The sequence below is a fragment of the Bacillus sp. DE0042 genome (assembly GCF_007680225.1).
GTDB lineage: Bacteria > Bacillota > Bacilli > Bacillales > Bacillaceae_G > Bacillus_A > Bacillus_A wiedmannii.
In genome coordinates this window covers 1-25,166 of record NZ_VEJP01000009.1, presented here as the reverse complement: position 1 = coordinate 25,166, position 25,166 = coordinate 1, and the positions used below count along the sequence as shown (strand labels likewise).

Annotated in this window: 21 protein-coding genes, 1 rRNA gene and 1 riboswitch; of the genes, 3 read left to right on the top strand and 19 right to left on the bottom strand. The window is 37.8% G+C overall.

The window, feature by feature from the left end; all coding sequences use genetic code 11:
• Positions 1-69: 69 nt before the first annotated feature.
• The 6 genes from pruA to pcrB form a co-directional block, all read right to left on the bottom strand.
• Positions 70-1,617, bottom strand: a complete 1,548-nt coding sequence (gene pruA / locus FS802_RS25885) for an L-glutamate gamma-semialdehyde dehydrogenase (RefSeq protein WP_000259557.1) — start codon at positions 1,615-1,617, stop codon at positions 70-72.
• A 152-nt stretch (positions 1,618-1,769) separates the two neighbouring features.
• Entirely contained in the window at positions 1,770-2,540 is a 771-nt protein-coding gene (locus FS802_RS25880; protein WP_000343967.1) for a TSUP family transporter, read from the bottom strand.
• A 97-nt stretch (positions 2,541-2,637) separates the two neighbouring features.
• Entirely contained in the window at positions 2,638-3,831 is a 1,194-nt protein-coding gene (locus tag FS802_RS25875) for a CamS family sex pheromone protein (protein WP_000717023.1), read from the bottom strand.
• A gap of 16 nt (positions 3,832-3,847) precedes the next feature.
• Entirely contained in the window at positions 3,848-5,857 is a 2,010-nt protein-coding gene (ligA, locus tag FS802_RS25870; protein WP_000031463.1) for an NAD-dependent DNA ligase LigA, read from the bottom strand.
• Between the two features lie 15 nt (positions 5,858-5,872).
• Positions 5,873-8,122, bottom strand: coding sequence for a DNA helicase PcrA (gene pcrA / locus FS802_RS25865; RefSeq protein ID WP_002203765.1), 2,250 nt, complete (start codon positions 8,120-8,122; stop codon positions 5,873-5,875).
• Positions 8,123-8,134: 12 nt separating this feature from the next.
• Positions 8,135-8,824 carry a heptaprenylglyceryl phosphate synthase gene (gene pcrB, locus FS802_RS25860; RefSeq protein ID WP_000272087.1) on the bottom strand — a complete coding sequence of 230 codons (690 nt, stop codon included), beginning with the start codon at positions 8,822-8,824 and terminating at the stop codon, positions 8,135-8,137.
• A gap of 336 nt (positions 8,825-9,160) precedes the next feature.
• Here pcrB and FS802_RS25855 point away from each other — a divergent pair, with 336 nt between their 5' ends.
• From FS802_RS25855 to FS802_RS25845, 3 genes are all read left to right on the top strand, one after another.
• A complete protein-coding gene (locus FS802_RS25855) occupies positions 9,161-9,538 on the top strand; it encodes a YgaP family membrane protein (protein ID WP_000812332.1) in 378 nt (125 codons plus the stop codon).
• 219 nt (positions 9,539-9,757) lie between these two features.
• Positions 9,758-10,603: an SPFH domain-containing protein gene (locus FS802_RS25850; RefSeq protein WP_000660682.1), complete on the top strand. Its 846-nt coding sequence runs from the start codon at positions 9,758-9,760 to the stop codon at positions 10,601-10,603.
• A 16-nt stretch (positions 10,604-10,619) separates the two neighbouring features.
• Positions 10,620-10,784 carry a type II toxin-antitoxin system antitoxin gene (locus tag FS802_RS25845; RefSeq protein WP_001085171.1) on the top strand — a complete coding sequence of 55 codons (165 nt, stop codon included), beginning with the start codon at positions 10,620-10,622 and terminating at the stop codon, positions 10,782-10,784.
• Between the two features lie 36 nt (positions 10,785-10,820).
• Here FS802_RS25845 and purD read toward each other — a convergent pair whose 3' ends face one another.
• The 13 genes from purD to rrf form a co-directional block, all read right to left on the bottom strand.
• Positions 10,821-12,092, bottom strand: coding sequence for a phosphoribosylamine--glycine ligase (gene purD / locus FS802_RS25840; RefSeq protein WP_001101984.1), 1,272 nt, complete (start codon positions 12,090-12,092; stop codon positions 10,821-10,823).
• Between the two features lie 535 nt (positions 12,093-12,627).
• Positions 12,628-14,163 (bottom strand): bifunctional phosphoribosylaminoimidazolecarboxamide formyltransferase/IMP cyclohydrolase, encoded by a 1,536-nt coding sequence (gene purH, locus FS802_RS25835; protein WP_000745429.1) that lies wholly within the window; start codon positions 14,161-14,163, stop codon positions 12,628-12,630.
• Between the two features lie 24 nt (positions 14,164-14,187).
• Positions 14,188-14,775, bottom strand: coding sequence for a phosphoribosylglycinamide formyltransferase (gene purN, locus FS802_RS25830; protein WP_000088565.1), 588 nt, complete (start codon positions 14,773-14,775; stop codon positions 14,188-14,190).
• Entirely contained in the window at positions 14,772-15,812 is a 1,041-nt protein-coding gene (purM, locus tag FS802_RS25825; protein ID WP_144525583.1) for a phosphoribosylformylglycinamidine cyclo-ligase, read from the bottom strand. Before purM ends, purN begins: the two co-directional genes overlap by 4 nt.
• A 101-nt stretch (positions 15,813-15,913) precedes the next feature.
• On the bottom strand, positions 15,914-17,329 hold the full coding sequence (purF, locus tag FS802_RS25820; RefSeq protein ID WP_000879036.1) for an amidophosphoribosyltransferase: 1,416 nt from the start codon (positions 17,327-17,329) through the stop codon (positions 15,914-15,916).
• Positions 17,314-19,533, bottom strand: a complete 2,220-nt coding sequence (gene purL, locus FS802_RS25815) for a phosphoribosylformylglycinamidine synthase II (protein WP_000055592.1) — start codon at positions 19,531-19,533, stop codon at positions 17,314-17,316. The genes purF and purL overlap by 16 nt, the downstream gene beginning before the upstream one ends.
• Positions 19,517-20,200, bottom strand: coding sequence for a phosphoribosylformylglycinamidine synthase subunit PurQ (purQ, locus tag FS802_RS25810; protein WP_000666772.1), 684 nt, complete (start codon positions 20,198-20,200; stop codon positions 19,517-19,519). The genes purL and purQ overlap by 17 nt, the downstream gene beginning before the upstream one ends.
• Positions 20,197-20,451: a phosphoribosylformylglycinamidine synthase subunit PurS gene (purS, locus tag FS802_RS25805; RefSeq protein WP_000278821.1), complete on the bottom strand. Its 255-nt coding sequence runs from the start codon at positions 20,449-20,451 to the stop codon at positions 20,197-20,199. Before purS ends, purQ begins: the two co-directional genes overlap by 4 nt.
• Positions 20,444-21,163 carry a phosphoribosylaminoimidazolesuccinocarboxamide synthase gene (purC, locus tag FS802_RS25800; protein ID WP_001170543.1) on the bottom strand — a complete coding sequence of 240 codons (720 nt, stop codon included), beginning with the start codon at positions 21,161-21,163 and terminating at the stop codon, positions 20,444-20,446. The genes purS and purC overlap by 8 nt, the downstream gene beginning before the upstream one ends.
• Positions 21,164-21,251: 88 nt before the next feature.
• On the bottom strand, positions 21,252-22,559 hold the full coding sequence (gene purB, locus FS802_RS25795; RefSeq protein WP_000625685.1) for an adenylosuccinate lyase: 1,308 nt from the start codon (positions 22,557-22,559) through the stop codon (positions 21,252-21,254).
• On the bottom strand, positions 22,556-23,707 hold the full coding sequence (gene purK, locus FS802_RS25790; RefSeq protein ID WP_000196791.1) for a 5-(carboxyamino)imidazole ribonucleotide synthase: 1,152 nt from the start codon (positions 23,705-23,707) through the stop codon (positions 22,556-22,558). The genes purB and purK overlap by 4 nt, the downstream gene beginning before the upstream one ends.
• The gene (gene purE, locus FS802_RS25785; protein WP_000839368.1) at positions 23,704-24,189 is read right to left on the bottom strand and encodes a 5-(carboxyamino)imidazole ribonucleotide mutase; all 486 of its coding nucleotides are present in this window, start codon (positions 24,187-24,189) and stop codon (positions 23,704-23,706) included. Before purE ends, purK begins: the two co-directional genes overlap by 4 nt.
• A gap of 110 nt (positions 24,190-24,299) precedes the next feature.
• A riboswitch (purine riboswitch) is annotated at positions 24,300-24,401 on the bottom strand.
• A 531-nt stretch (positions 24,402-24,932) separates the two neighbouring features.
• Positions 24,933-25,048: ribosomal RNA gene (gene rrf, locus FS802_RS25780) — 5S ribosomal RNA — on the bottom strand.
• Positions 25,049-25,166: the final 118 nt, after the last annotated feature.

The window sequence follows — 25,166 nt, the reverse complement described above, 5'->3', positions numbered from 1 at the left end:
ATAGAAACTTTTTCAAAAAAAAAAAAAAAAGAGATCTTCGCAGACTGCGAAGATCTCTTCTACTATTTCTTATAAAGTTTCAGAAGTAGTTTTTGCTTGCATGTGAAGTGCTAAGTAGTCAGGGCCACCAGCTTTAGAGTCTGTACCAGACATGTTAAAGCCACCGAATGGTTGGTAACCTACGATTGCACCAGTACATCCACGGTTGAAGTATAAGTTACCCACGTGGAATTCTTCACGTGCTTTTTCAATATGGTCACGGTTGTTAGTAACAACAGCACCTGTTAAACCGTATTCTGTATTGTTTGCAATTGCAAGTGCATGATCAAAGTCTTTTGCTTTACAGAATGCTACTACTGGTCCGAAGATTTCTTCTTTCATTAAGCGAGCATCTTCTGCAACGTCAGCAACGATTGTTGGTTGGATGAACCAGCCTTTAGAATCGTCTCCTTCGCCACCTGTTAAGATTCTACCTTCTTCTTTACCAATTGCAACATAGCTCATTACTTTATCGAATGCAGCTTGGTCATTAACAGGACCCATGTTTGTACCTAATACAGCTGGGTTAGCAACTGTTAATTCTTTCGTTAATTCAACAGCACGATTTAATACGTGATCGTATACATCTTCATGGATTACTGCACGAGAACATGCAGAACATTTTTGTCCTGAGAATCCGAATGCTGATGCAACGATAGATTTAGCTGCTAATTCAAGATCTGCTTCTTTATCAACAACGATTGTATCTTTACCACCCATTTCAGCGATAACGCGTTTTAACCAAATTTGGCCTGGGTTTACTTTCGCTGCGCGCTCATAAATACGGATACCTACATCACGAGATCCAGTGAAGCTCACGAAACGTGTACGAGGGTGATCTACTAAGTAGTCACCAACTTCAGAACCATTACCTGGAACGAAGTTTACTACGCCAGCCGGTAAGCCAGCTTCTTCTAATACTTCCATGAATTTCGCTGCTACTACAGGAGTTGTACTAGCTGGTTTTAGTAATACTGTGTTACCAGAAACTAAAGCAGCTGTTGTCATACCTGCCATAATTGCGAATGGGAAGTTCCAAGGAGAAATGATAACACCTACTCCTAATGGAATGTAAGAGAAACGATTATATTCAATTGGACGGCTTTCTACTGGAATACCGTCTTTTAATTTTAACATTTGACGACCATAATATTCCATAAAGTCGATTGCTTCTGCTGTATCAGCATCTGCCTCATTCCATGGTTTACCTGCTTCTTTTACAAGAATAGCAGAGAATTCATGTTTTCTGCGACGAACGATTGCTGCAGCACGGAATAAAATGTCTGCACGCATTTCTGGCTTTGATTTTCTCCAAGTTTGGAATGTTTCATCCGCTACTTGCATTGCTTTTTCAGCTAACTCACGGCTTGCTTTTGAAACGCGACCAACAAGTTCCTCTTTATTTGCAGGGTTTACAGAAACAATTTTGTCTTCTGTAGTGATTTTTTCTCCCCCAATAATTAATGGATAGTCTTGTCCAAGATAAGATTCTACTTTCTTTAAACCTTCTTCAAACGCTAATTTGTTAGCCTCCACTGAAAAATCTGTAAATGGCTCATGTTTGTATGCTACTACCATTTTTTTAGCCTCCCCTTAGAAAAACGTTTACATTTTACAACATTATTCTACACGATAATTTAGATTTATTCAAATATTCCTAGACTTATATTTTAAAAATTAATAAATTTTTAAAATATAATAAAAAAATAGAGTTATACAAAAGTATAACTCTACAAAATATGAGTATATTCCAAAACATTTTTTCCGATTAATAAAATAGTTACTAATAAAAATAAAGTCCTAACATATCCAACACCTTTTTGAACTGCAAACTTTGATCCAAAATAAGCACCTAAGATCATTGATAATCCCATAATAATACCGTATTCAAAATGAATTACGTCTAAAAATAAAAAAGTAATTAAAGATACGATATTACTAACAAAGTTCAAAAGTTTTCCAGATGCTGCCGCTTGAATAAAATCCAAACCAATTAATAAAAATGCAAAAATTAAAAAAGATCCTGTCCCTGGGCCAAAAAATCCATCGTAAAACCCTATCATTAAAATAACAAAGAAAAATATTAATGTTTTTCTTTTCGTCATCTTCTTATAGGTGGATACACTTCCCCAATCCTTTTTCGCAATAATATAAATGGCAATAAACACCAACATCACAAGCACTAACGGACGTAAAATATCCGGCGGAATAAACTTTACTACTAAAGCACCTGCGACCGCTCCTATAACAGTTAACGGGATTAACTTTCCTACAATTTTAAAATCGACCTTTCCTGATCGAATAAAATAAATTGCACTCGTAAACGTCCCCATCGTTGCCGCTAATTTATTTGTTGCAATTGCCGAAGCTGGTGGTAAACCAACAAACATAAGTGCCGGAAGCGAAATTAATCCACCACCACCAACAACTGAATCAATAAAAGCTGCTAAAAAGCCGAATGCAATTAATAAAATAATGACTTGAAAACTTAATTCGTCCATGTGCCTTACCCCTTAGCCCCATTATTTATAACATTTTAAATTATAACAAAATTCCCCAAGAAAAAAAGCCGTTCCATAAAAGGAACAGCCTTTCTATTTAATCTAAAATTTTCACAAATGGTTCATCTTGCTTCGCTTCACGTATAATAATCGCTTCTGGGCGTTCTACAGATTTAATCGTTACTTGTACTTTCATATAATTCGGGAAGTATTCCATAACAAGCCCGGCTACATATTGTGTAAAACCAATTATTTCTGCTTTCCCATTAAACTGGACAGGAATATCAAGCTTTATTTCTCTTAATTCATCGTCTCTATACATACCAGTACCGATAACAGCTGTATAGTCGCCTTGGAAATAATCGCTTAGTTTTGCTTTAAAGTTCGATACTCTCGCAAGGTCTTCACGTTTATTATCTGTTTTCGCTTGTTCAGATGGGAACAAATAATATTTCTCATTAATTTGTTTCCAATCCTCAACCGTTTCACTGCCTTTTTCAACATTCACATAAGAAACAAAGTTACCTGGCACGAGTGAAGCCTTTGGAGCCTGACGATAAATTGCAAATGTTATCGGAACATTTTTTGTGTCAGGTTTTTTTTCATGCATAAATTTCAAGACTTCTTGCGCCATTTTTTTCCCTTCAGCTAACATTTTTTCTTGCTCGATTTTAGCTTCACGCGGATAACCATGCTCTTCCTCGTAATAATGAACCGAATTCATTGCTAAACCAACTACAATGCCTTGGAGTTCATCTGTTCCGCCTTTTTTCACATAATAATCATGCTCTAAAATATTTGAAATATATATTGGATTTTTTTTATTTTTTGCCTCTAATGATTCAGATCCTCCACTTAACGCTGGGTTTAAACCAATGTTTGGAAATTTAACTGCATCTTTTTTTAATTTGTCCTCTAGTTCCTTTTGTTCAGCATCTGTACGCTTTCTTTTAACAAGCATCTGTAAATTTTGAGTATCTAGAGCACTTCCACCTTTAAAGAAATGATCTTTCGTACTAAAGGATTCTTTTGCAATACGCATTAATCCTGTTTCAAATTCATCTATATCAAGACGATTACTTACTCCTTGTACAACTAAACCACGTGCTGCTCCTGCTTCAAATGGAATAGTCGTCTTATAATATTCATCCGAAATAGAGTACTTCGGAACGATTGCTTGTCCTTTTGCTTTCCCCGATTTCTCAACCACTTTGTCATCTTTGTCGGCACCTGCACTACACCCACTTACAAGTAGACCAAGGCTTAATACCGCTAATGCTATTTTTTTCATGGTAAGTTTGCACCTCTTACTTATTTAGCTCTTGTAAGAACCTCTCTTCATTCCAAACCTCAACATTATGCTTCTCCGCTTGTGCTAATTTCGAACCTGCCGCTTCTCCTGCAACAACTAAATCCGTACTTTTACTAACACTTCCTGTTACTTTTCCACCTAATGCCTCAATCTTCTTCTTCGCTTCACTACGTCCCATAACTTCTAATTTACCTGTTAAAACGACAGTTTTTCCTGTGAAGTACGACTCAACGTTTTGTAAATCAGCAATTTTTATACCTTTGTATGCCATATTCACGCCATACTCTTTAAATTGTTGTAATAACTCTAATACGTCTTCATTATCAAAATACGTCACGACGGATTGAGCCATTTTTTCACCAATCTCATTAATTGCTTTTAGTTCTTCTTCCGTTGCTTTCACAAGCGCATCCATCGTTTCGAAATGCTCTGCAAATGTACGTGCTGCTTTTGCTCCGACATGGCGAATACCAAGACCAAATAATAATCGCTCTAATGAGTTTTCTTTAGAATTCTCAATTGCTTGCACTAAATTCGTTGCTGATTTTTCACCGAATCGTTCTAGCTGCAATAATTGCTCTTTCGTCAACGAATATAAATCAGCAAATGTACGAATATAATCCGCATCAAAGAGTTGTGTAATGACACGTTCTCCAAGTCCATCAATATTCATTGCGTTTCTTGAAACGAAATGAATTAATCCTTCTCGAATTTGAGCTGGACAAGTTGGATTTATACAACGAAGTGCTACTTCTTCTTCTAAACGAACTAGTTCACTCTCACATGCTGGGCAATGCGTTGGCATATGATATTCTTCTTCCTCACCAGTACGCTTATCGAAAATAACGTTCACAACTTCAGGAATAATATCTCCAGCCTTCTTCACTACAACATAGTCACCAATTCGAATGTCCTTTTCACGAATTAAATCTTCGTTATGTAAAGAAGCACGACGAACGATAGTACCAGCCACTCGCACTGGCTCTAGCTCTGCTGTCGGTGTTACAACCCCTGTGCGACCAACACTTAATTCAATGCCTGTTAATCTTGTTACAACTTCTTCAGCCGGGAATTTATAAGCAATCGCCCATCTTGGACTCTTTGCTGTAGTTCCTAAACTTTCTTGAAGAGCAACATCATCTACTTTTATAACGATTCCATCAATCTCATAATCAAGATGCGGACGTTTTTCTTGCCATTCTTCTACATAAGCTATAACTTCTTCAATTGTCTCACATGTACGTCGATTTGGATTTGTTTTGAATCCAAGTTCACCTAAGAAATCAAGCGATTTACTATGTGATGGAATTGTTTTTTCTTCTACATTCGCAAGACCGTACACAAACATAGATAAGTTACGCTTCGCTGCGATTTTTGGATCAAGTTGGCGTATTGAACCTGCTGCCGCATTACGCGGATTCGCAAATACATCTTCACCATTTTGTTCTTTTTCTTCATTTAACTTAACGAATGAACGCTTCGGCATATAAGCTTCGCCTCGTGCTTCTAATGTTACTTCTTCATTTAGACGGAGCGGGATCGCTTTAATCGTTTTTAAATTTTGGGTAATATCTTCACCTGTTACACCATCACCACGTGTTGCCCCTTGAATGAAGCGTCCTTTTTCATAATGAAGTGAAACAGCAAGTCCGTCAATTTTTAATTCGCATATATATCTTACATTCGCATCATCAATTCCTTGGCGTACTCGTCGGTCGAAATCACGTAAATCTCCTTCGTTAAATGCATTTCCTAAACTTAACATCGGTGACTTATGTGTTACTTTTTCAAATATATCAAGAACAGTTCCCCCAACGCGAATGGAGGGAGAGTCTTCACTCATAAACTCTGGATTCTCTGCTTCTAATTTTATAAGCTCCTGCATATTACGGTCATACTCCGCATCAGAAACAGAAGGATTGTCTAATACGTGATACTGATAGTTAAATGTATTTAACAAATCACGCAGTTCTTCTATACGTTGTTTTGCTATCTCTTTTGACATATCCTCATTCCTTTCCTATTGTTTCGTCACAGGTGCAAATTTTGCTAACAAACGTTTAACACCAATTGGGCTTGGAAACGCAATATCTAATTCTTTTGCATCACCTTCACCTTTTACACTGACAACTGTACCGACTCCCCATTTTTGGTGGGAAGCTTTATCGCCTACTGCCCAGCCGATTTGCTCGCCACCTGTCGTCTTAGCTGCAGGACGCGCGAAAGCTGAACGAGAACGTGTTGTAGTTGTCGTTGTTGTTCTACTGCTACTCGCCGTTCTTCCTTTTGCACCAAACGATGTTTCGCGCTTCGGCGCTGTTTCATTTAACGACTCCACTAGCTCTGCCGGGATTTCTGTAATAAATCGCGATGCGGCATTCATACTTGTTCTACCAAATAAAGTACGCATTTGTGCATTGGATAAATATAACTCTTCTTCTGCACGAGTAATACCTACATAAGCAAGGCGACGCTCTTCTTGCATTTCATCTTCTTCCATTAGAGAACGAGTATGCGGGAATATTCCTTCCTCTAGCCCAACAATAAAGACAACTGGGAACTCTAGCCCTTTCGCTGAATGCATCGTCATTAAAATAACTTCCTCACCAGCAGTTGGATCTTCATCGACACGATCAATATCAGCAACAAGCGCTAAGTCTGTTAAGAATGCAACGAGGCTCTTATCTTCGCTTTGAGATTCAAATGTTTGCGTAACAGATAAAAACTCATCTAAGTTCTCTAGACGACCTTCCGCTTCTAAAGTACGCTCGTTTTTCAACATATCGCGATAGCCTGTTTTTTCAATAACTTCTTCTACCAACTCTGTAACAGATAAATACTCTTGCATATTTACCCAGTTGTGTAATAAACCTGCGAATTCTTTTACTGCCTTTGTTATTTTTGCACTTACACCAACATGCTCAATCTCATCGAATACAGCAGTTAATGAAATTCCATTTTGTACACCGTAATTAATAATTTTATCGATAGAAGTCGCACCAATTCCGCGCTTTGGCATGTTAATAATACGTGCGAAACTAATCTCATCATCTGGATTCCCAATTAAACGTAAATACGCCAAAATGTCTTTAATCTCTTTACGATCGTAGAACTTCGTACCGCCGACAATTTTGTAAGGAATATTAGATTTTAGGAAAATCTCCTCGACCATACGAGACTGCGCATTTGTACGATATAACACTGCAAAATCAGTATATTTTCGTTTTCCCATTTGAATATCGTCACGAATTTTTTTCGCAACAAAATATGCTTCGTCTTTTTCCGTCGCAGCACGGTAATATGAGATTTTGCTTCCAACTTGATTGTCTGTCCATAATTTTTTCGGTTTACGGTTTGAATTTTTTTCAATAACAGCATTCGCTGCATTTAAAATATTTTGTGACGAACGATAGTTTTGTTCTAACAGAATAACTTGCGCATTCTCATAGTCTTTTTCGAATGACAAAATGTTAGAAATGTCAGCCCCGCGCCAGCGGTAAATAGACTGATCTGAGTCACCTACAACACATAAATTTTTAAAACGTGCTGCTAAATGTTTTACAAGAAGGTACTGCGCTTTGTTCGTATCTTGATACTCATCCACGTGAATGTATTGGAACTTACGCTGATAAAACTCTAGTACTTCTGGAACACGTTCAAATAGCTGAATCGTTGTCATAATTAAATCATCAAAGTCTAATGAATTATTTTTCAGAAGACGTTTTTGATATTCTGTATATACATCGCTCGTTAATTTTTCATATGGATCAGCAATTGTAATTTTTTTCGCATATTTATCTGCAGATAACAATTCATTTTTTGCATTACTAATACCAGCTAAAATAGAACGAGGCTCAAATTTCTTCGGATCAATATTGCGCTCTTTCATAATTTTTTTGACTACAGTTAATTGATCGCCTGAATCTAAGATTGTAAAGTTGCGATTAATACCAATACGATCGATATCACGTCGTAAAATACGTACACACATAGAGTGGAACGTAGAAATCCAAATATCTTCTGCCTCTGGTCCAACAAGTGTATCAATACGCTCGCGCATTTCACGAGCCGCTTTATTTGTAAAGGTAATAGCTAGTACATTCCATGGCGCTACACCTTTTTCACCAAGTAAAAACGCAATACGATGTGTTAACACACGTGTTTTACCACTACCTGCACCTGCCATTAATAGAAGTGGTCCGTTCGTTGTTTGTACTGCTTTTTGTTGCTGCGGATTTAAACCATTTAATAACCTATCTGTCTTACTCATATACGCCTGCACCTACTCTCCTTTTACTGCTTTAACTGTTTTTAACGCTGCTTTTATATCATCATAAATAATATTTCCAACAACTACTGTATCAGCGTATTGTGCCATTTCCTTCGCTTGTTCAGCATTAGAAATACCGCCGCCATAATATAACTTCGCTTGTTTTAATTCTGCTTTTACATTTTTAACAAGTTCACTGTCTCCATACGTACCGCTATATTCTAAGTAAAATATTGGTAAGCGCAATAACTTGTCTGCTAAACGCGCGTATGCAATCACATCATCTTCTGTTACATCACATTTCGCATCTGTAAGTTGGGCTACTTTCGCTTCAGGATTTAAAACACAATACCCTTCCATGAAAATTTCGTCCCAATCCATAATATCCCCAAATTCTTTCAAAGCCTCATGATGAACGCCTGTTACCCATTCTACTTTTCGGCTATTTAAAACGCTTGGGATATAATAAAAATCAAATCCTGGTGTAATTGCTTCCACATCAGAAACCTCTAACACACAAGGAACCGCATATCTACGAATGCTAACTAGCATGTGTAGTACATTATCAATTGTCACTCCATCACTTCCGCCTACAATAACAGCATCTGTTCCAGACTCACAAATCATTTCTAAATGTTCGTCACTTAACTCCTTATTCGGATCAAGCTTAAATACATGTTTCCACCCGGAAATATCGTACATGAAAACACCCTTTCTTTTCTCTAGTTATATATTTCTGGTCAAAATAACAGTTTATTTTCATCAGGATTTTTTTAACTTCATCTTAAATATTTGTTTAAAACGGAGAATTAAGTTTGGAATTCCCTCTTCCATAGTTTTTCAAACGAGAGGATTTAATTTTGAATTTCCTTTTGTGCATTCTTTCATTATAACAAAAAAAGCTACTTACACACACGCACATTCCAACATCTTTTTCAACGTCAAATGTTGGATTACATATCCCCAAAATCACACGGGATACTAATAAGAGAAATAGTATTATCTATTTCAACTTTCATAAAAAGGAGTGTTTTTCTAATGAAGCAAAACATCGGTACAATAAATGCCCTAATTCGAATTACACTCGGACTTATCCTCTTCGGCTGTAGTAGTGCTAAACTTGTACGCAAGCCGTGGTGCACTTGGTCTAACGTCTTGCTATGGATTGGTGCAATGAAAATCGCAGAGGGAATTGTTCGTTTCTGCCCCGTTGTTGAAATGTGGAAATTCGGAAAATACATGAATATGGGGGCATTTAAAATGCCTAGCATGAATTTTACTGAAAAGGGACATGCTAAAGAAGAAGTGAATCAAACTTCCAATCACGACAAACCACAGTCAAATGGAAGTTTTGACGCTTCTGACAAAGAGATTGAGTCAGCGATTGAAGATATAATCCTGGCAAAACCGCTTTGAATCATTTGTCACGATGCAAGATGCTCTCAAAGGGACTTAGCTGCTGCAGTGGGCGGTTAAGTCTTCTTTATTTTACCATAAAACAGAACGTACATTCTTGTTTCAAACCTCAAAATATACATAAGAGATACCTAATCAATAATTTCAGAAAATTAAGTGTAAAGCCCTTGCATAAAATGATATAAAAGTGATATCATTTATATATCAGGAGGCGATCATATGAAAGAAAAACAAGTTTTTTATGTAAATGGTTTTCTCGGTATTATCGGGATTTTAATTTTAGCCGCTATCGGTGTATTTTTCCTTGTACAAGAAATTTTCATAGGAGCGGCATTAACTATTATTTTAGCCGCCGTTCTTGCTACAGGTATTGGTATTGTTCAACCAAACCAAGCAAAAGTTATTACGTTTTTCGGTAATTATTTAGGAACAATTCGTCAAAACGGTTTATTTTTAACAATTCCATTCGCATTCCGTCAAACTGTATCGTTACGTGTTGAAAACTTTAATAGTAAGAAGTTAAAAGTAAACGATATTGAGGGAAATCCAATTGAAATTGCAGCCGTTATCGTATATAAAGTAGTTGATTCTGCAAAAGCAATGTTCGGTGTTGAACATTACGATCGATTTGTAGAAATTCAAAGTGAAACAGCAATCCGCCACGTCGCAACAAAATATCCTTATGACAATTTCCAAGATGAAACTTGCATCACGTTACGCGGAAATACTGAAGAAATCTCTGAAGAATTAAAACGTGAGTTAGAAGCGCGCCTTGAAATCGCTGGCGTAGAAGTATTAGAAACTCGTTTAACACATTTAGCTTACGCAACAGAAATTGCCCATGCAATGCTACAACGTCAACAAGCAAAAGCAGTATTAGCTGCTAGAAAAGAGATTGTTGAAGGTGCTGTGAAGATGGCGAAAGATTCAATCCATATGTTAGATGAGGAAGGCGTACTTGAATTAGATGACGAGCGTAAAGCAAATATGGTGAACAACTTATTAGTTGCCATCGTTTCAGATAAAGGTGCGCAACCAGTTATTAATACAGGAAGCCTATACTAAAGGGTTGTAAATCATTATGGCTAAAAAGAAAAGCTTTCCATTACGTATTGATCCTGAATTACACGCAGTCATCGAAAAATGGGCGAATGATGAGTTTCGTAGCGTCAATGCACACATCGAGTATTTACTTCGAGAAATGGCAAAGCAAAAAGGAAAATTGAAAAAAGATAAAGATGCATAAAAAATCCCGCTGAGAAATCAGCGGGATTTTTACATATTAGCTTCTCGTCATCTCATAACCAATTGCACGATATCCTATATCACTTCGGTAAAATAGACCATCACTCTCAATTTTGCCGATTTCTTTATACACCTTATCTTTCGCTGCTTGTAAACTGTCCGCCTTACAAGCGACAAATAGTACACGGCCGCCATTTGTTACAAAGTCACCATGCTTCATCGCTGTACCTGAATGGAAAACAATTACATCTTTCAGTGCATCTAATCCTTTAATAATATCACCTTTTTTATATGCTTCCGGATATCCTTTTGAAGCAAGTACAACACCAATTACCGCTTCCTCTGACCACTGTAACGTTAATTCACTTTCATCTAATACAGCGTTACATACATCAACTAAATCATTTTCTAAGCGAGGTAATACTACTTCCGTTTCAGGATCACCAAAGCGTGCATTAAATTCAATTACCTTTGGGCCATCATTTGTTAAAATAAGTCCCGCATATAAAATTCCTGTAAACGAACGGTTTTCTGCAATCATTGCCTTGGCAGTTGGATGTAATACCATTTTTATTGCCTCTTGAACTGCTGATTCTGGAATTTGTGGTACTGGAGAATACGCACCCATTCCGCCTGTATTTGGACCTTTATCACCATCAAAAGCTCGTTTATGATCTTGCGCAATTACCATCGGATGCACAGTTGTTCCATTTACAAATGCCATTAATGAAAATTCTTGTCCATCTAAAAACTCTTCAATAACGACCTTCTTGCTCGCTTCGCCAAACTTCACATCTTGTAGCATCTCTTTCACAGCTTGTAATGCCTCTTCAAGCGTCATTGCTACCGTTACACCTTTACCAGCAGCTAGGCCGTCAGCTTTAATAACGATTGGCGCACCAACTTTTTGAATATACTGTACTGCTTCTTCATAGTCTGTAAAAGTTTCATATGCTGCAGTTGGAATATCATATTTTTTCATCAATTCTTTCGTGAAAGCCTTACTACCTTCAATAACAGCAGCCGCTTTATTTGGGCCAAACACACGAAGTCCCTCTTCTTTAAAGCGATCAACAATTCCATTCATAAGCGGAATTTCTGGTCCAACGAAAGTTAATTCAACCTTATTCTCTTTAGCAAATAAAACTAATGCGTCAAAATCATTTTCATCAATATCAACTGGTGTTGCAACATCGCGCATACCTTCATTACCCGGTGCTACATATACATTTTCCACCTTTTCAGATTGCGCAAACTTCCAAGCTAAAGCATGCTCACGCCCACCGCGGCCAATTACTAAAACATTCATATTTCATCCCCCAATACTTAAATAAGTACAAACTAGAAGCTCTGCTCCTAGTTTGTTTTCATATCAATAAAGGTTTAAAAAGGAGGATCAAGGGAACCGAGCAGGTCGAGGCGCATTTGACAGGAGGACACGGAATGTAGCTTTCCTACATGAGTACCGCACTGGCAATGCAACGACGACATGCGACAGTTATCTTGACCGGACCTTTTAAACATCCATATCAATAGAAGTTTAAAAGGAAGGATCGAGAGAACCGAGCAGGTCGAGGCACATTTGACAGGAGGACACGGAATGTAGCTTTCCTACATGAGTACCGCACTGGCAATGCAACGACGACATGCGACAGTTATCTTGACCGGACCTTTTAAACATCCATATCAATAGAAGTTTAAAAGGGAGGATCGAGAGAACCGAGCAGGTCGAGGCACATTTGACAGGAGGACACGGAATGTAGCTTTCCTACATGAGTACCGCACTGGCAATGCAACGACGACATGCGACAGTTATCTTGACCGGACCTTTTAAACATCCTCTACTAGTGTTTGAAATGACGTACGCCAGTGAACACCATCGTAATCCCATACTTATCCGCCACTTTGATAGAATCTTCGTCACGGATTGATCCGCCTGGTTGAATGATTGCTGTAATCCCTGCTTTTGCTGCTTCTTCTACTGTATCTGGCATTGGGAAGAAAGCATCAGATGCAAGTGCGCTACCTTGTGCTTTTTCGCCAGCTTGTGTAATTGCGATTTTTGCAGAACCTACACGGTTCATCTGTCCCGCGCCTACACCAACTGTCATGTTATCATTCGCTAAAACAATTGCGTTTGATTTCACATGTTTTACAACTTTCCAAGCTAGTTTTAAATCTTTCCACTCTTGCTCTGATGGTTCACGTTTTGTCGGAATTGAAATTGTACTTTCATCTAATGATAACGTATCTTCCTCTTGAACGAGAAGACCACCTTGTACAGAAGTTAGTTTTTTGCTTGCACTTGTCGCTTTTTCAATATTTACAGTTAGTAGACGTAAGTTTTTCTTACTTTGCAATACTTCTAAAGCTTCTTTTGAGAAAGAAGGTGCAATAATGATTTCTAAGAAAATTTCGTGTAACTTTTCTGCTGTAGCTTTATCAATTTCACGATTTGCTGCAATAATACCACCAAAGATTGATACTGGATCTGCTTCATAAGCGCGTGTGTATGCTTCATGAATATCAGTACCCACTCCAACACCACATGGATTCATATGTTTTACTGCTACTACTGCTGGCTCTGTAAATTCTTTTACAATACTAAGTGCTGCATCTGCATCGTTAATATTGTTGTAAGATAATTCTTTACCGTGTAATTGTTCTGCGTATGCAACAGAAGAAGTTACAGCGAATGGTGCTTTATAGAATGTTGCTTTTTGATGTGGATTTTCTCCATAGCGTAAATCTTGTTTTTTCTCAAATGTCACTGTTAATGTTTCTGGGCTTTCTTCACCCATTTGCTCTGTTAAGTAGTTAGAGATTAACGCATCATATGCCGCTGTATGACGGAATACTTTCGCTGCTAATTTACGTTTCGTTTCTTCTTTTACTTCACCGTTCTCTTTCAGTTCTGCTAATACAACATCGTAATCTACTGGATCTACAATTACCGATACAAATTTATGATTTTTCGCAGCAGAGCGAATCATTGTTGGACCACCGATATCAATATTTTCAATTGCATCAGCAAATGTTACATCAGGCTTAGCGATTGTTTCTTTGAATGGGTATAAGTTAACAACAACAAAATCAATTGGCTGCATACCTAACTCATTCATTTGCGCTACATGCGTTTCATTATCGCGAACTGCTAATAGACCACCATGAATATTTGGATGTAATGTTTTTACACGACCATCCATAATTTCCGGGAACCCAGTTACTTCAGAAATACCGATTACTTGTAAGCCGTTTTCTTCTAGTAATTTTTTCGTACCACCTGTTGAGATAACTTCGATCCCTTGTTCTAGTAAACCTTTAACAAATTCCACTACTCCTGTTTTATCTGAAACGCTTACTAATGCACGCTTTTTCATCTATCCTTCACCCCTGGTTGTATGTTAGTTAACAGTTGGTTCTTTCACAGATTGAACAATTTGATTCACTGTATTTACGTATAATTTATGTTCAACTTGTTGAATTTTCTTTTGTAAGCTTTCTCTCGTATCCCCTTCAGAAACAACTACTGCTTCTTGCGCAATAATTGGTCCTGTATCCATACCTGCATCTACATAATGAATCGTTACTCCAGTTACTTTCACACCTGCTTCTAACGCTTGACCAACAGCATCTTTCCCTGGAAAACTCGGTAATAGTGATGGATGAATATTAATAATCCTTCCGCCGTAAGCTTCTAGTAATGTCGGCCCAATTAAACGCATATATCCAGCTAAAATAACATAATCAATTTCATACTCTTCTAGCTTCTTTAATATTTCTTTTTCAAACGCTTCTTTTGATCCATATGCTTTCGCTGAAAAAGCGAAACATGGAATATGATGATAATGTGCCCGTCCAACAGCGCGTGCTTCTGGTTTATCACATACTAATAAACTAATATCTGCATCTAATCTTTTTTCTTCTACCGCATTGATGAGAGATTGAAAGTTAGAGCCGCTTCCAGAAGCAAAAACTGCTAATCTACTCATAGTGCTGTGCCCCCATTGAAGGTAACGCCAGTCCCTTGTACAGTACGTCCAATAATACGAGCTGTTTCTCCTTGCTCTTCAAGAAGACGAACAATATCTTTTGCCTCTTCTTCCTTCACTGCTACTACCATACCAATACCCATGTTAAAAATATTGAACATTTCTTTCTCTTCTAGTTTTCCCACTTCTTGAAGTAAACTGAAGATTGGTTGAATTTCCCAAGATCCTAATTCAATTTCTGCACCGATTCCTTCTGGTAACATACGTGGAATATTTTCAATGAATCCGCCACCTGTAATATGCGCCATACCGTATACTTCATATTTCTCCAATAGTTCTAAAATAGGTTTGACATAAATTTTCGTTGGTTTTAATAATTCTTCACCAAGAGGTAGTTCTAAGCGTCCGTAAATGCGAGCTAAAGATAGTTCTCCATCTTCTAGTAATACTTTTCGTACTAAAGAATAACCATTACTATGAATACCGCTAGATGCTAAGCCAATTAACACTTGACCAGCTTCAATTTTTTCACCTGTTACAATTTTCTTTTTATCAACAATTCCAACTGTAAAACCAGCTAAATCGTATTCTTCCGTAGAATACATTCCTGGCATTTCAGCTGTTTCTCCACCAATTAATGCACAACCAGCTTGGCGACAGCCCTCTGATATACCTTTGACGATGTTTTCAATTTTACTAGGTTCAGCTTTACCACAAGCAATATAATCAAGGAAGAAAAGCGGCTCTGCTCCTTGGACAACAATATCATTTACACACATTGCTACTGCATCAATACCAATTGTGTCATGTTTATCTGCCATAAAAGCGAGCATCAATTTTGTCCCCACGCCATCTGTTCCAGATACTAATACAGGTTCTTCTAATGCAAATTTTGATAAATCAAACATACCTCCAAAACCGCCTAGACCGCCTAGTACTTCTTTTCTCATTGTTGTTTGTACGTGTTTTTTCATGCGAGATACCGCTTCATATCCAGCTTCAATATCTACTCCTGCTTGCTTATATGCATTCGCCATCGTTATCTACACCTCGTCTTTTAATTTCTCCCTATTCAGGGCGGGCTGTTTTAAGAAAGAAGCTAGCTTCTACATCAAAAGAAGTAGAAGCTTTTTTCTTCTTATTTCATACTTTCTAAAAGCTCTTGCTCATAATCATAAAGAGCTGTTGGATAATCTCCATTGAAGTACGCCATACATAGACCGCCGTATTTCCCTTCATATGGACGTCCAATTGCATCTACTAATCCATCTTCACTTAAAAATGTTAAAGAATCTGCTCCGATGATTTGACGGATTTCTTCTATTGAATTATTTGCTGCGATTAATTCTTTTCTCGTTTGAATATCAATGCCATAGAAACATGGATACTTAAGAGGTGGTGAAGCAATTCTTACATGGACTTCTGTCGCTCCAGCCTCGCGAAGCATACGAACAATTCGTTTACTCGTCGTTCCTCTTACGATAGAATCATCAATCATCACAACTCGTTTTCCTTCAACTACGCCTCTTACTGCTGAAAGCTTCATCTTAACCCCTTGCTCACGCAGTTCTTGAGAAGGTTGAATGAACGTACGTCCAACGTAACGATTTTTAATTAATCCTAACTCATACGGAATTCCTGTCGCCTCCGCATAACCAATTGCCGCTGAAATACTAGAGTCTGGTACACCAGTAACAACATCAGCTTCAATAGGAGCTTCTGCCGCCAAACGTTTTCCCATGTTTTTACGTGCTGCATGGACGTTAATACCTGCAATATTAGAATCCGGACGTGCAAAGTAAATGTACTCCATACTACAAATTGCATGATCTACTTCATTTGTAAAACGATCTACGTGAATTCCTTCATCATTGATGATCAGTAATTCACCTGGTTCTACATCACGAATGTATGTTGCACCTACTACATCGAAAGCACATGTTTCTGATGCTACAACGTAAGCATCTCCCATCTTTCCAATTGAAAGAGGACGGAATCCATTCGGATCTAGCGCAACAATCATTTCATTTCCAGTTAGTAAAAGATATGCAAACGCACCTTTCACTTTATTTAGGGCCTCTTTTACACTTTCAATTAAAGTATCTTTCGTACTACGTTTAATGAGATGTAAAAGTACCTCTGTATCTGAACTTGTTTGGAAAATACTTCCCTCTGCCTCTAATTCACGACGAAGCATCTTTGCGTTAATTAAATTTCCGTTATGAGCTAACGCCATACTATGATCAGAAAAACGGAATAATAATGGTTGAACGTTAGCAACTTCACTTCCACCAGCTGTCGCATATCGTACGTGTCCAATTGCTGATTTTCCGTTTAAGCCTTCTAGTTCACCTCTTGAAAATACTTCCGATATTAAACCTAACCCCTTGTGACCGACGATTTTCTCACCATTATTTACGACGATGCCTGCGCCTTCTTGTCCACGGTGCTGTAAACTATGCAATCCGTAGTACGAAACTTGTGCTGCATTTTCATGCCCCCAAATTCCGAAAACGCCACATTCTTCATTTAACCCCTTTATTTCAGCAAGCATGGGATTGCCCCTTTCCAAGCCTTTCTCATTTCATCTACATTTGCTGTAAGTAATACTTCATTTTCTTCATTATGAATTGTTACTTCATTTGTATTTGTCACTTCTCCAACTTGAATTGCTTCTACCGCCGTCTCGAACGCTTCTTTATTTTCACGTTTTACAGTTATAACGAAGCGAGATTGTGATTCAGCAAATAATGCCGCTGTTGCTTCTCCGTCTAGTTTCACAGTAGCACCTAAACCATTTGCACCAATTGCACTCTCAGTAATTGCAACTGCTAAACCACCTTCTGCAACATCATGAGCAGATTGAACAAGGCCAGCTTGAATTGCTGCTAATACTTGTTTTTGGCGCTTTAATTCTACATCTAGATCGATGCTTGGTGATTGACCGAAAATTTTGCCGTGAATCATTTTCTGTAATTCACTTCCACCAAACTCAGCTTTCGTCTCTCCAATTACATAAACTAAATCGCCAGCTTGTTTAAACTCTTGTGTTGTTACATGTTTTAAATCGTGTACAAGTCCAACCATCCCAACTGTCGGTGTTGGATATACAGCTTCACCACTACGTTCGTTATACATTGATACGTTTCCGCCGATAACTGGCGTTTGTAATGTGCGACAAGCTTCACTCATACCATCTACTGATTTCTCAATTTGCCAGAAGATTTCTGGTTTTTCTGGATTACCGAAGTTTAAGCAATCTGTAATTGCAAGTGGCTCTCCCCCAGAACATACGATATTACGTGCTGCCTCTGCTACTGCAATTTTACCGCCCACTTCTGGATCTAAATAAATGTAGCGAGAGTTACAATCTGTCGTCATTGCTAATCCTTTTTCTGTACCACGTACACGTACAACTGCTGCATCTGAACCTGGTGTAACAACTGTGCTTGTGCGAACTTGATAATCATATTGATCATAAACCCACTCTTTACTTGCAATCGTCGGTTGTTGTAATAGAGCGAATAACGTTTCTTTATAATTTTCTACTTTTGGTGTTTCCATTTTCATTGCCTGGAATTCAGCAAAGTATGCTGCTTCTTTTGATGGCTTATGATAAATTGGTGCTTCTTCTGCAAGAGCATCTGCTGGTACTTCAGCTACCTTTTCACCTTTATGGAATAAGCGAAGCATTTTGTCTTCCGTTACTTTCCCCATCGTAACGGCTGCAAGACCATACTTCTCAAATAAATCTACTATTTCTTGCTCTCTACCCTTTTTCACAACGATTAGCATACGTTCTTGTGATTCAGATAGCATCATTTCATATGGTGTCATTCCTGTTTCGCGCTGTGGCACATCATCTAAGTACATTTCAATACCCATACCTGCTTTACTTGCCATTTCTGCAGAAGATGATGTTAAACCAGCTGCACCCATATCTTGAATTCCAACAAGTGCATCCGACTGAATAAGTTCTAAGCAAGCTTCAATAAGAAGTTTCTCCATAAATGGATCTCCTACTTGAACTGCTGGACGCTTCGCTTCTGAGCTTTCAGATAACTCTTCAGATGCGAATGTTGCACCGTGAATACCGTCACGACCAGTTGATGCTCCTACGTACATTACTGTATTTCCAGCGCCGTGTGCTTGCCCCTTTTTAATATCTTCATGATTAATTAAGCCTACGCACATTGCATTTACAAGTGGATTTCCTTCATAACATGGATCAAACTGTACTTCGCCGCCAACAGTCGGAATACCGATACAGTTACCGTATCCTGCAATCCCTGCTACTACTTCTTCGAATAAATATTTCACACGTGGTGACTGTAATTCACCGAAGCGAAGTGAATTTAATAGAGCTACCGGGCGTGCTCCCATAGAGAATACGTCACGGATAATACCACCAACGCCTGTTGCTGCTCCTTGATATGGTTCAATAGCAGAAGGATGGTTATGACTTTCCATTTTAAATACAACCGCTTGATTACCACCGATATCTACAATTCCAGCACCTTCTCCAGGTCCTTGCAGAACGCGCTCACCTGTTGTTGGGAATTTTCGAAGTACTGGTTTTGAATTTTTATAACTGCAATGTTCAGACCACATAACAGAGAATAATCCTGTTTCTGTATAATTTGGCAGACGGCCTAAAATCTTTTCAACCATGGCAAACTCTTCGTCTGTTAGCCCCATTTCCGCATATATGCGCTCTTCTTTAATTTGTGTTGGATTTGGTTCAAGCATTAACGACATATGTTTCCCTCCACTGTTTTAAGATAGATTGAAAGACCTTTAACCCTTCAGCACCGCCAAGTAATTCATCTACAGCACGCTCTGGGTGTGGCATCATACCAAGTACATTTCCTTTTTCATTTACAATACCAGCAATATCTGAAACGCTTCCATTCGGATTTTCTACGTAACGGAATGCGATTTGATTATTCTCTTCTAATTGTTTAAGAGTCTCTTCATCACAATAGTAATTCCCCTCACCATGCGCGATTGGAATATTGATTACTTCATCTTTTTCATATTGTGATGTAAACATCGTTTCATTGTTTTCAACACGCAGCTGAACTGTTCGGCACATAAATTTTAAGTTTTCGTTTCTCATTAACGCTCCTGGTAGTAATCCTGATTCAACAAGAATCTGGAATCCATTACATACACCTAAAATCGGCTTTCCTTGCTCAGCAGCTTTTTGCACTGCTTTCATTGCATTCGCGAAGCGAGAAATAGCACCACAACGTAAATAGTCACCGTAAGAGAATCCACCAGGTAGTAAAATTGCATCATATTCATCTAAATTCTCTCTATCGTGCCAAACGTAATCTACTTCTTCACCAAGCTCATCTTTAATTGCATGGAACATATCGACATCACAGTTCGAACCTGGGAATACTATGACTGCAAATTTCACTGTGCGACAACCTCCTCAACTTCATAACGGAAGTCTTCCATTACAACGTTTGTTAATAGTTTTTCACACATTTCTTTTACCTTTGCGTCAAGGTCAGATACTGATTTATCAATTGTTAATTCCATATATTTTCCGATTCGAACGTCTTGTACTTCTGTGAACGAAAGACTATGAAGTGCCCCTTTTACTGCTGTTCCTTGTGGATCTAATACGCTTTCTCTTAACGTTACATATACCTTAACTTTATACATGTGAAATTCCCCCTAAACGTTTTAAAATCTCTTCATAAGCTTCTGTTAAATTTCCAAGGTCACGACGGAATACGTCTTTATCAAATTTTTCATTGCTCGTTTCATCCCATAAACGGCAAGTATCTGGTGAAATTTCATCTGCTAAAATGATTTCTCCTTCATCTGTTACACCAAACTCTAATTTGAAATCTACTAGTCTTACACGACAGCTTGCGAAATGATCAATCAACACTTGATTGATTTGTAGAGCCATATCTCGTAATACGCTTACTTGCTCTGGTGATGCAACGTTTAATACACGAATATGATCTTCCGTTACAAGCGGATCTCCTAAATCATCATCTTTGAAGTAAAATTCTACGATTGGTTCTGCAAGTACAGTTCCCTCTTCCATTCCTAATCGTTTTGAAAGACTTCCTGCAATTACATTTCTTGTGACAACTTCTAGAGGAATAATACTCACTTTTTTAACAAGTTGCTCTGTTTCAGATAACTTCTCTACAAAATGTGTTTTTATTCCTACTTCTTGTAACTTTCTGAACAATAAAGTTGTAATCTCATTGTTCAAACGACCTTTTCCTGTAATCGTCTCTTTTTTCTCCCCATTGAAAGCAGTCGCACTATCTTTGTACTCTACCCAAACCATATCTGCTGATTCTGTACGATAAATTCTTTTTGCCTTACCTTCATACAGCAATTCTAGCTTTTGCATTTCGCAAGCCCCCTGTAGTTTGAAAAATGTGAATAATGTTTTTATAAAGAATGGCACAGAATGACTCTATTCTGTGCCATATGAAATTTTACGCTTCGTTTAACCCAAGGCGTTCAAAGATTGTATCAACGTGTTGCATATGATGCTCATAGTTGAAGCATTCATTAATTTCTTCTTGTGATAACTTGCTCGTAATACGCTCATCAGCTTCTACAAGCTCTTTAAATTGTACTTGTGTTTCCCAAGCTTCCATCGCTTTAGGCTGTACGATATCATAAGCTTCTTCACGTACCATACCTTTATCGATTAATGTAAGCATTACACGTTGAGAATAAATTAAGCCGTATGTTCTTGTCATATTGCGTTTCATATTCTCTGGGTATACAGTTAAGTTTTTAACGATATTACCAAAGCGATTTAACATGTAATTTAATGCGATTGTAGCATCTGGTAAAATTACGCGTTCTGCCGAAGAGTGAGAAATATCACGCTCATGCCATAATGGAACATTCTCATAAGCTGTCATCATATAACCACGGATAACACGAGCTAAACCAGTCATATTTTCTGATCCAATTGGATTACGTTTATGTGGCATTGCAGAAGAACCTTTTTGGCCTTTTGCGAAAGCTTCTTCAACTTCACGTGTTTCACTCTTTTGTAAACCACGAATCTCAACTGCCATCTTTTCGATAGATGTTGCGATTAGTGCAAGTGTTGACATGTAATGAGCATGGCGATCACGTTGCAATGTTTGTGTTGAAATCGGTGCTGCTTCTAATCCTAAGTTTTCACAAACATACTTTTCTACGAATGGATCGATATTTGCGTATGTACCAACCGCACCAGATAATTTACCAACGCGAACTGTATCAGCAGCTTGTTTGAAACGCTCTACGTTACGTTTCATTTCTTCATACCAAAGACCAATTTTTAAACCAAATGTTGTTGGTTCTGCATGAACACCGTGTGTTCTTCCCATCATGATCGTGTATTTATGCTCTTTCGCTTTGTTAGCTAAAATGCTTACAAAGTTTTCTAAGTCTTTTAATATGATTTCATTCGCTTGTTTTAAGATGTAAGATAACGCTGTATCTACTACGTCTGTAGATGTTAAACCGTAATGAACCCATTTACGTTCCTCACCTAATGTTGGTGTTTCTGATACAGCACGAGTGAATGCAACTACGTCATGACGTGTCTCTTTTTCAATTTCATAAATACGATCAATATCAAATGATGCATGCTCACGAATTTTTTTAACATCTTCTTTTGGAATATCGCCAAGCTCAGCCCATGCTTCACAAGCTAAAATCTCAACTTCTAACCACGCTTTAAATTTGTTCTCTTCCGTCCAAATTGCACCCATTTCTGGGCGTGTATAACGACTAATCATCTTTTTCCCTCCAACAGTTGTTCTTGATGGTCCCAAATATGCAAACTCTTCGCTTTTTCTAGAGCGACTTCAATATTATCATTTAAAATATTAACATGCCCCATTTTTCGCTGCGCTTTTGCTTCTTCTTTTCCATACAAGTGTAAATAGCACCCGGTTAATCTATTCACTTGTCTTAGGACCCCTTCTATATGTTCGCCTAAAATGTTTACCATGACAACTGGTTTTAACAAATTTGTTTCTCCAAGAGGTAAATTACAGATTGCTCGAATATGTTGACCGAATTGACTCGTTTCACATGCATCCTGTGTATAGTGTCCTGAATTGTGAGGTCTTGGTGCTAATTCATTAATATAAATCTCACCATCAGCTGTAGCAAACATCTCTACCGCTAGTGTTCCCACAAGTTCTAGTTCATCCGCGAGCACTTTTGCATAAGCAATTGCTTTTTGAGAAAGTTCTTCTGTAATGCGAGCTGGAACGATAGATTCATGCAAAATGTTATTTACATGAATATTTTCCGCTACCGGAAATACTTTCGTTTCACCACTTACACTACGACTCACAATAACTGATACTTCTTTTTCAAAAGGCACCCATTTCTCTAAAATACACTCTGCTGCATTCGCAAGCTCTCGTGCTTTATCAACGTCAGCCTCACTTCTTAAAACAACTTGACCTTTCCCATCATATCCGCCTGTCGTCGTTTTCAAGACGGAAGGATATGATAACTCAGTGATTGCTTCAGTAAGCTGATCTTGATTTTGAACTAATCTATACGTTGCTACTGGTAGCCCAGCTTTCTCAATCGCATTCTTTTCTGTAAAACGATTTTGTGTTTTACTTAACAACTGACTGCCTTGCGGTAAGTAAGCATGTTTTTCAAGCCATTGTAAACATCTATAATCAATATTCTCAAATTCATATGTGACAACATCACTAATCTCCGCTAAATGCTGAATTGCTTTTAAATCGTCATATGGTGCAACAATTTCAATATCAGCAACTTGTGCACATGGTGAATTTTTTGTAGGATCTAAAACAGCAATTTTATATCCCATCTCCTTAGCTGCCAATGCCATCATTCTTCCTAGCTGGCCGCCTCCAATAATGCCGATTGTTTTTCCAGGTAAAATGATTCTCGTCATACTAGCTCACTACCTTCGCGCACATCTTTTTTAATTGCTTCTCTTCTCAATTCTAATGCATCATGTATATCATCATGGAATGATCCAAGTATTTGTGCAGCAAGTAAACCAGCATTTGTTGAACCAGCCTTACCAATTGCAACAGTTGCAACTGGAACCCCTCCTGGCATTTGGACGATGGATAATAATGAATCTAAGCCGTTTAACGCTTTTGATTGAACTGGAACTCCGATTACAGGAAGATTCGTCTTCGCTGCAACCATCCCTGGTAAATGCGCTGCTCCACCAGCTCCAGCAATAATAACTTTCAACCCACGTTCACGAGCCGTCTCTGCATATTCAAACATATAATCCGGAGTCCGATGAGCAGATACAACTTTTTTCTCATACGGTATATTTAATTCATCTAAAATGTCACAAGCATATTTCATTGTTTCCCAGTCTGACGTGCTTCCCATTATGACTCCAACTAGTGATTTCATATTAGAATCCCCCCGATTCAAATAAAAAAAGCCTGAAATAGAACAGTTTCTCTTTTACTATGAGAGAAAGCGCTCTACTCAGGCATACGTATCCCTTGTGAATAGAAAAATACCGAGTGACTTTCCCTCATAGTCTAACGAATAACGGTCGTTAGGTAGAGACTTGCAGGCCATATCCCCGCGATTATATGAGGTCTTATATATTATTGTTTCTATGGCTATATTAACAATATTTCATAAACAATGTCAATAAATAATCGAATGTTTTTTTATTACTCACCAATAACGTTCGTGTTTTAGTTATATTCAAAAGAATAATTGTAACTATATGCAAGGAGGATAAGAAATTAGAATATATATTTCTAGAGATCTATTGTACACATAACAGTTTGTATACTTATTCCGTATGCTTTAATATAAAGCATATCATTTATATTCATTTTATTTATAAGGAAGACAATAATGAAAAAACGAACTACACTTTTTTCGTATTTATTCCTTTTTATCGCAGTCATTGCTGTAATTATTTAAAATATATACTTGTGGTAGAAATAACGTTTCCTATCATAGAGATTACTTTAGGAGTACTCGGAAAACCTGAAAAACAAAAAATCATTACTATTACTTTAAATTGCTTCATTTTCATTCTTTTTTCTTCTTTAGGGTTATTAAATTTATGGATTATGACATTTGGTACATAAAAATAAACAAAAAAAACCTAAGTCGAATCGACTTAGGTTTTTGCTTGGCGACGTCCTACTCTCACAGGGACAAGGTCCCAACTACCATCGGCGCTAGAGAGCTTAACTTCCGTGTTCGGTATGGGAACGGGTGTGACCTCTCTGCCATCATCACCAAACTATGAAGGCATATTCCTTCAAAACTAGATAACATTTGCTTCATATTATATGGTTAAGTCCTCGATCTATTAGTATTCGTCAGCTCCACATGTCACCATGCTTCCACCTCGAACCTAT

Excerpts from the sequence above, each read along its gene's own strand:
- purS (WP_000278821.1), bottom strand. The coding sequence starts at position 20,451 with ATGTATAAAGTTAAGGTATATGTAACGTTAAGAGAAAGCGTATTAGAT.
- pruA (WP_000259557.1), bottom strand. The coding sequence starts at position 1,617 with ATGGTAGTAGCATACAAACATGAGCCATTTACAGATTTTTCAGTGGAG.
- purB (WP_000625685.1), bottom strand. The coding sequence starts at position 22,559 with ATGATTAGTCGTTATACACGCCCAGAAATGGGTGCAATTTGGACGGAA.
- ligA (WP_000031463.1), bottom strand. The coding sequence starts at position 5,857 with ATGTCAAAAGAGATAGCAAAACAACGTATAGAAGAACTGCGTGATTTG.
- purK (WP_000196791.1), bottom strand. The coding sequence starts at position 23,707 with ATGACGAGAATCATTTTACCTGGAAAAACAATCGGCATTATTGGAGGC.
- FS802_RS25875 (WP_000717023.1), bottom strand. The coding sequence starts at position 3,831 with ATGAAAAAAATAGCATTAGCGGTATTAAGCCTTGGTCTACTTGTAAGT.
- purN (WP_000088565.1), bottom strand. The coding sequence starts at position 14,775 with ATGAGTAGATTAGCAGTTTTTGCTTCTGGAAGCGGCTCTAACTTTCAA.
- purC (WP_001170543.1), bottom strand. The coding sequence starts at position 21,163 with ATGCAAAAGCTAGAATTGCTGTATGAAGGTAAGGCAAAAAGAATTTAT.
- pcrB (WP_000272087.1), bottom strand. The coding sequence starts at position 8,824 with ATGTACGATATTTCCGGGTGGAAACATGTATTTAAGCTTGATCCGAAT.
- FS802_RS25850 (WP_000660682.1), top strand. The coding sequence starts at position 9,758 with ATGAAAGAAAAACAAGTTTTTTATGTAAATGGTTTTCTCGGTATTATC.
- purF (WP_000879036.1), bottom strand. The coding sequence starts at position 17,329 with ATGCTTGCTGAAATAAAGGGGTTAAATGAAGAATGTGGCGTTTTCGGA.
- purH (WP_000745429.1), bottom strand. The coding sequence starts at position 14,163 with ATGAAAAAGCGTGCATTAGTAAGCGTTTCAGATAAAACAGGAGTAGTG.
- FS802_RS25880 (WP_000343967.1), bottom strand. The coding sequence starts at position 2,540 with ATGGACGAATTAAGTTTTCAAGTCATTATTTTATTAATTGCATTCGGC.
- FS802_RS25855 (WP_000812332.1), top strand. The coding sequence starts at position 9,161 with ATGAAGCAAAACATCGGTACAATAAATGCCCTAATTCGAATTACACTC.
- purM (WP_144525583.1), bottom strand. The coding sequence starts at position 15,812 with ATGGCGAATGCATATAAGCAAGCAGGAGTAGATATTGAAGCTGGATAT.
- purE (WP_000839368.1), bottom strand. The coding sequence starts at position 24,189 with ATGAAATCACTAGTTGGAGTCATAATGGGAAGCACGTCAGACTGGGAA.
- FS802_RS25845 (WP_001085171.1), top strand. The coding sequence starts at position 10,620 with ATGGCTAAAAAGAAAAGCTTTCCATTACGTATTGATCCTGAATTACAC.
- pcrA (WP_002203765.1), bottom strand. The coding sequence starts at position 8,122 with ATGAGTAAGACAGATAGGTTATTAAATGGTTTAAATCCGCAGCAACAA.
- purD (WP_001101984.1), bottom strand. The coding sequence starts at position 12,092 with ATGAATGTTTTAGTAATTGGCCGCGGTGGGCGTGAGCATGCTTTAGCT.
- purL (WP_000055592.1), bottom strand. The coding sequence starts at position 19,533 with ATGTCGTTAATGCTTGAACCAAATCCAACACAAATTAAAGAAGAGCGC.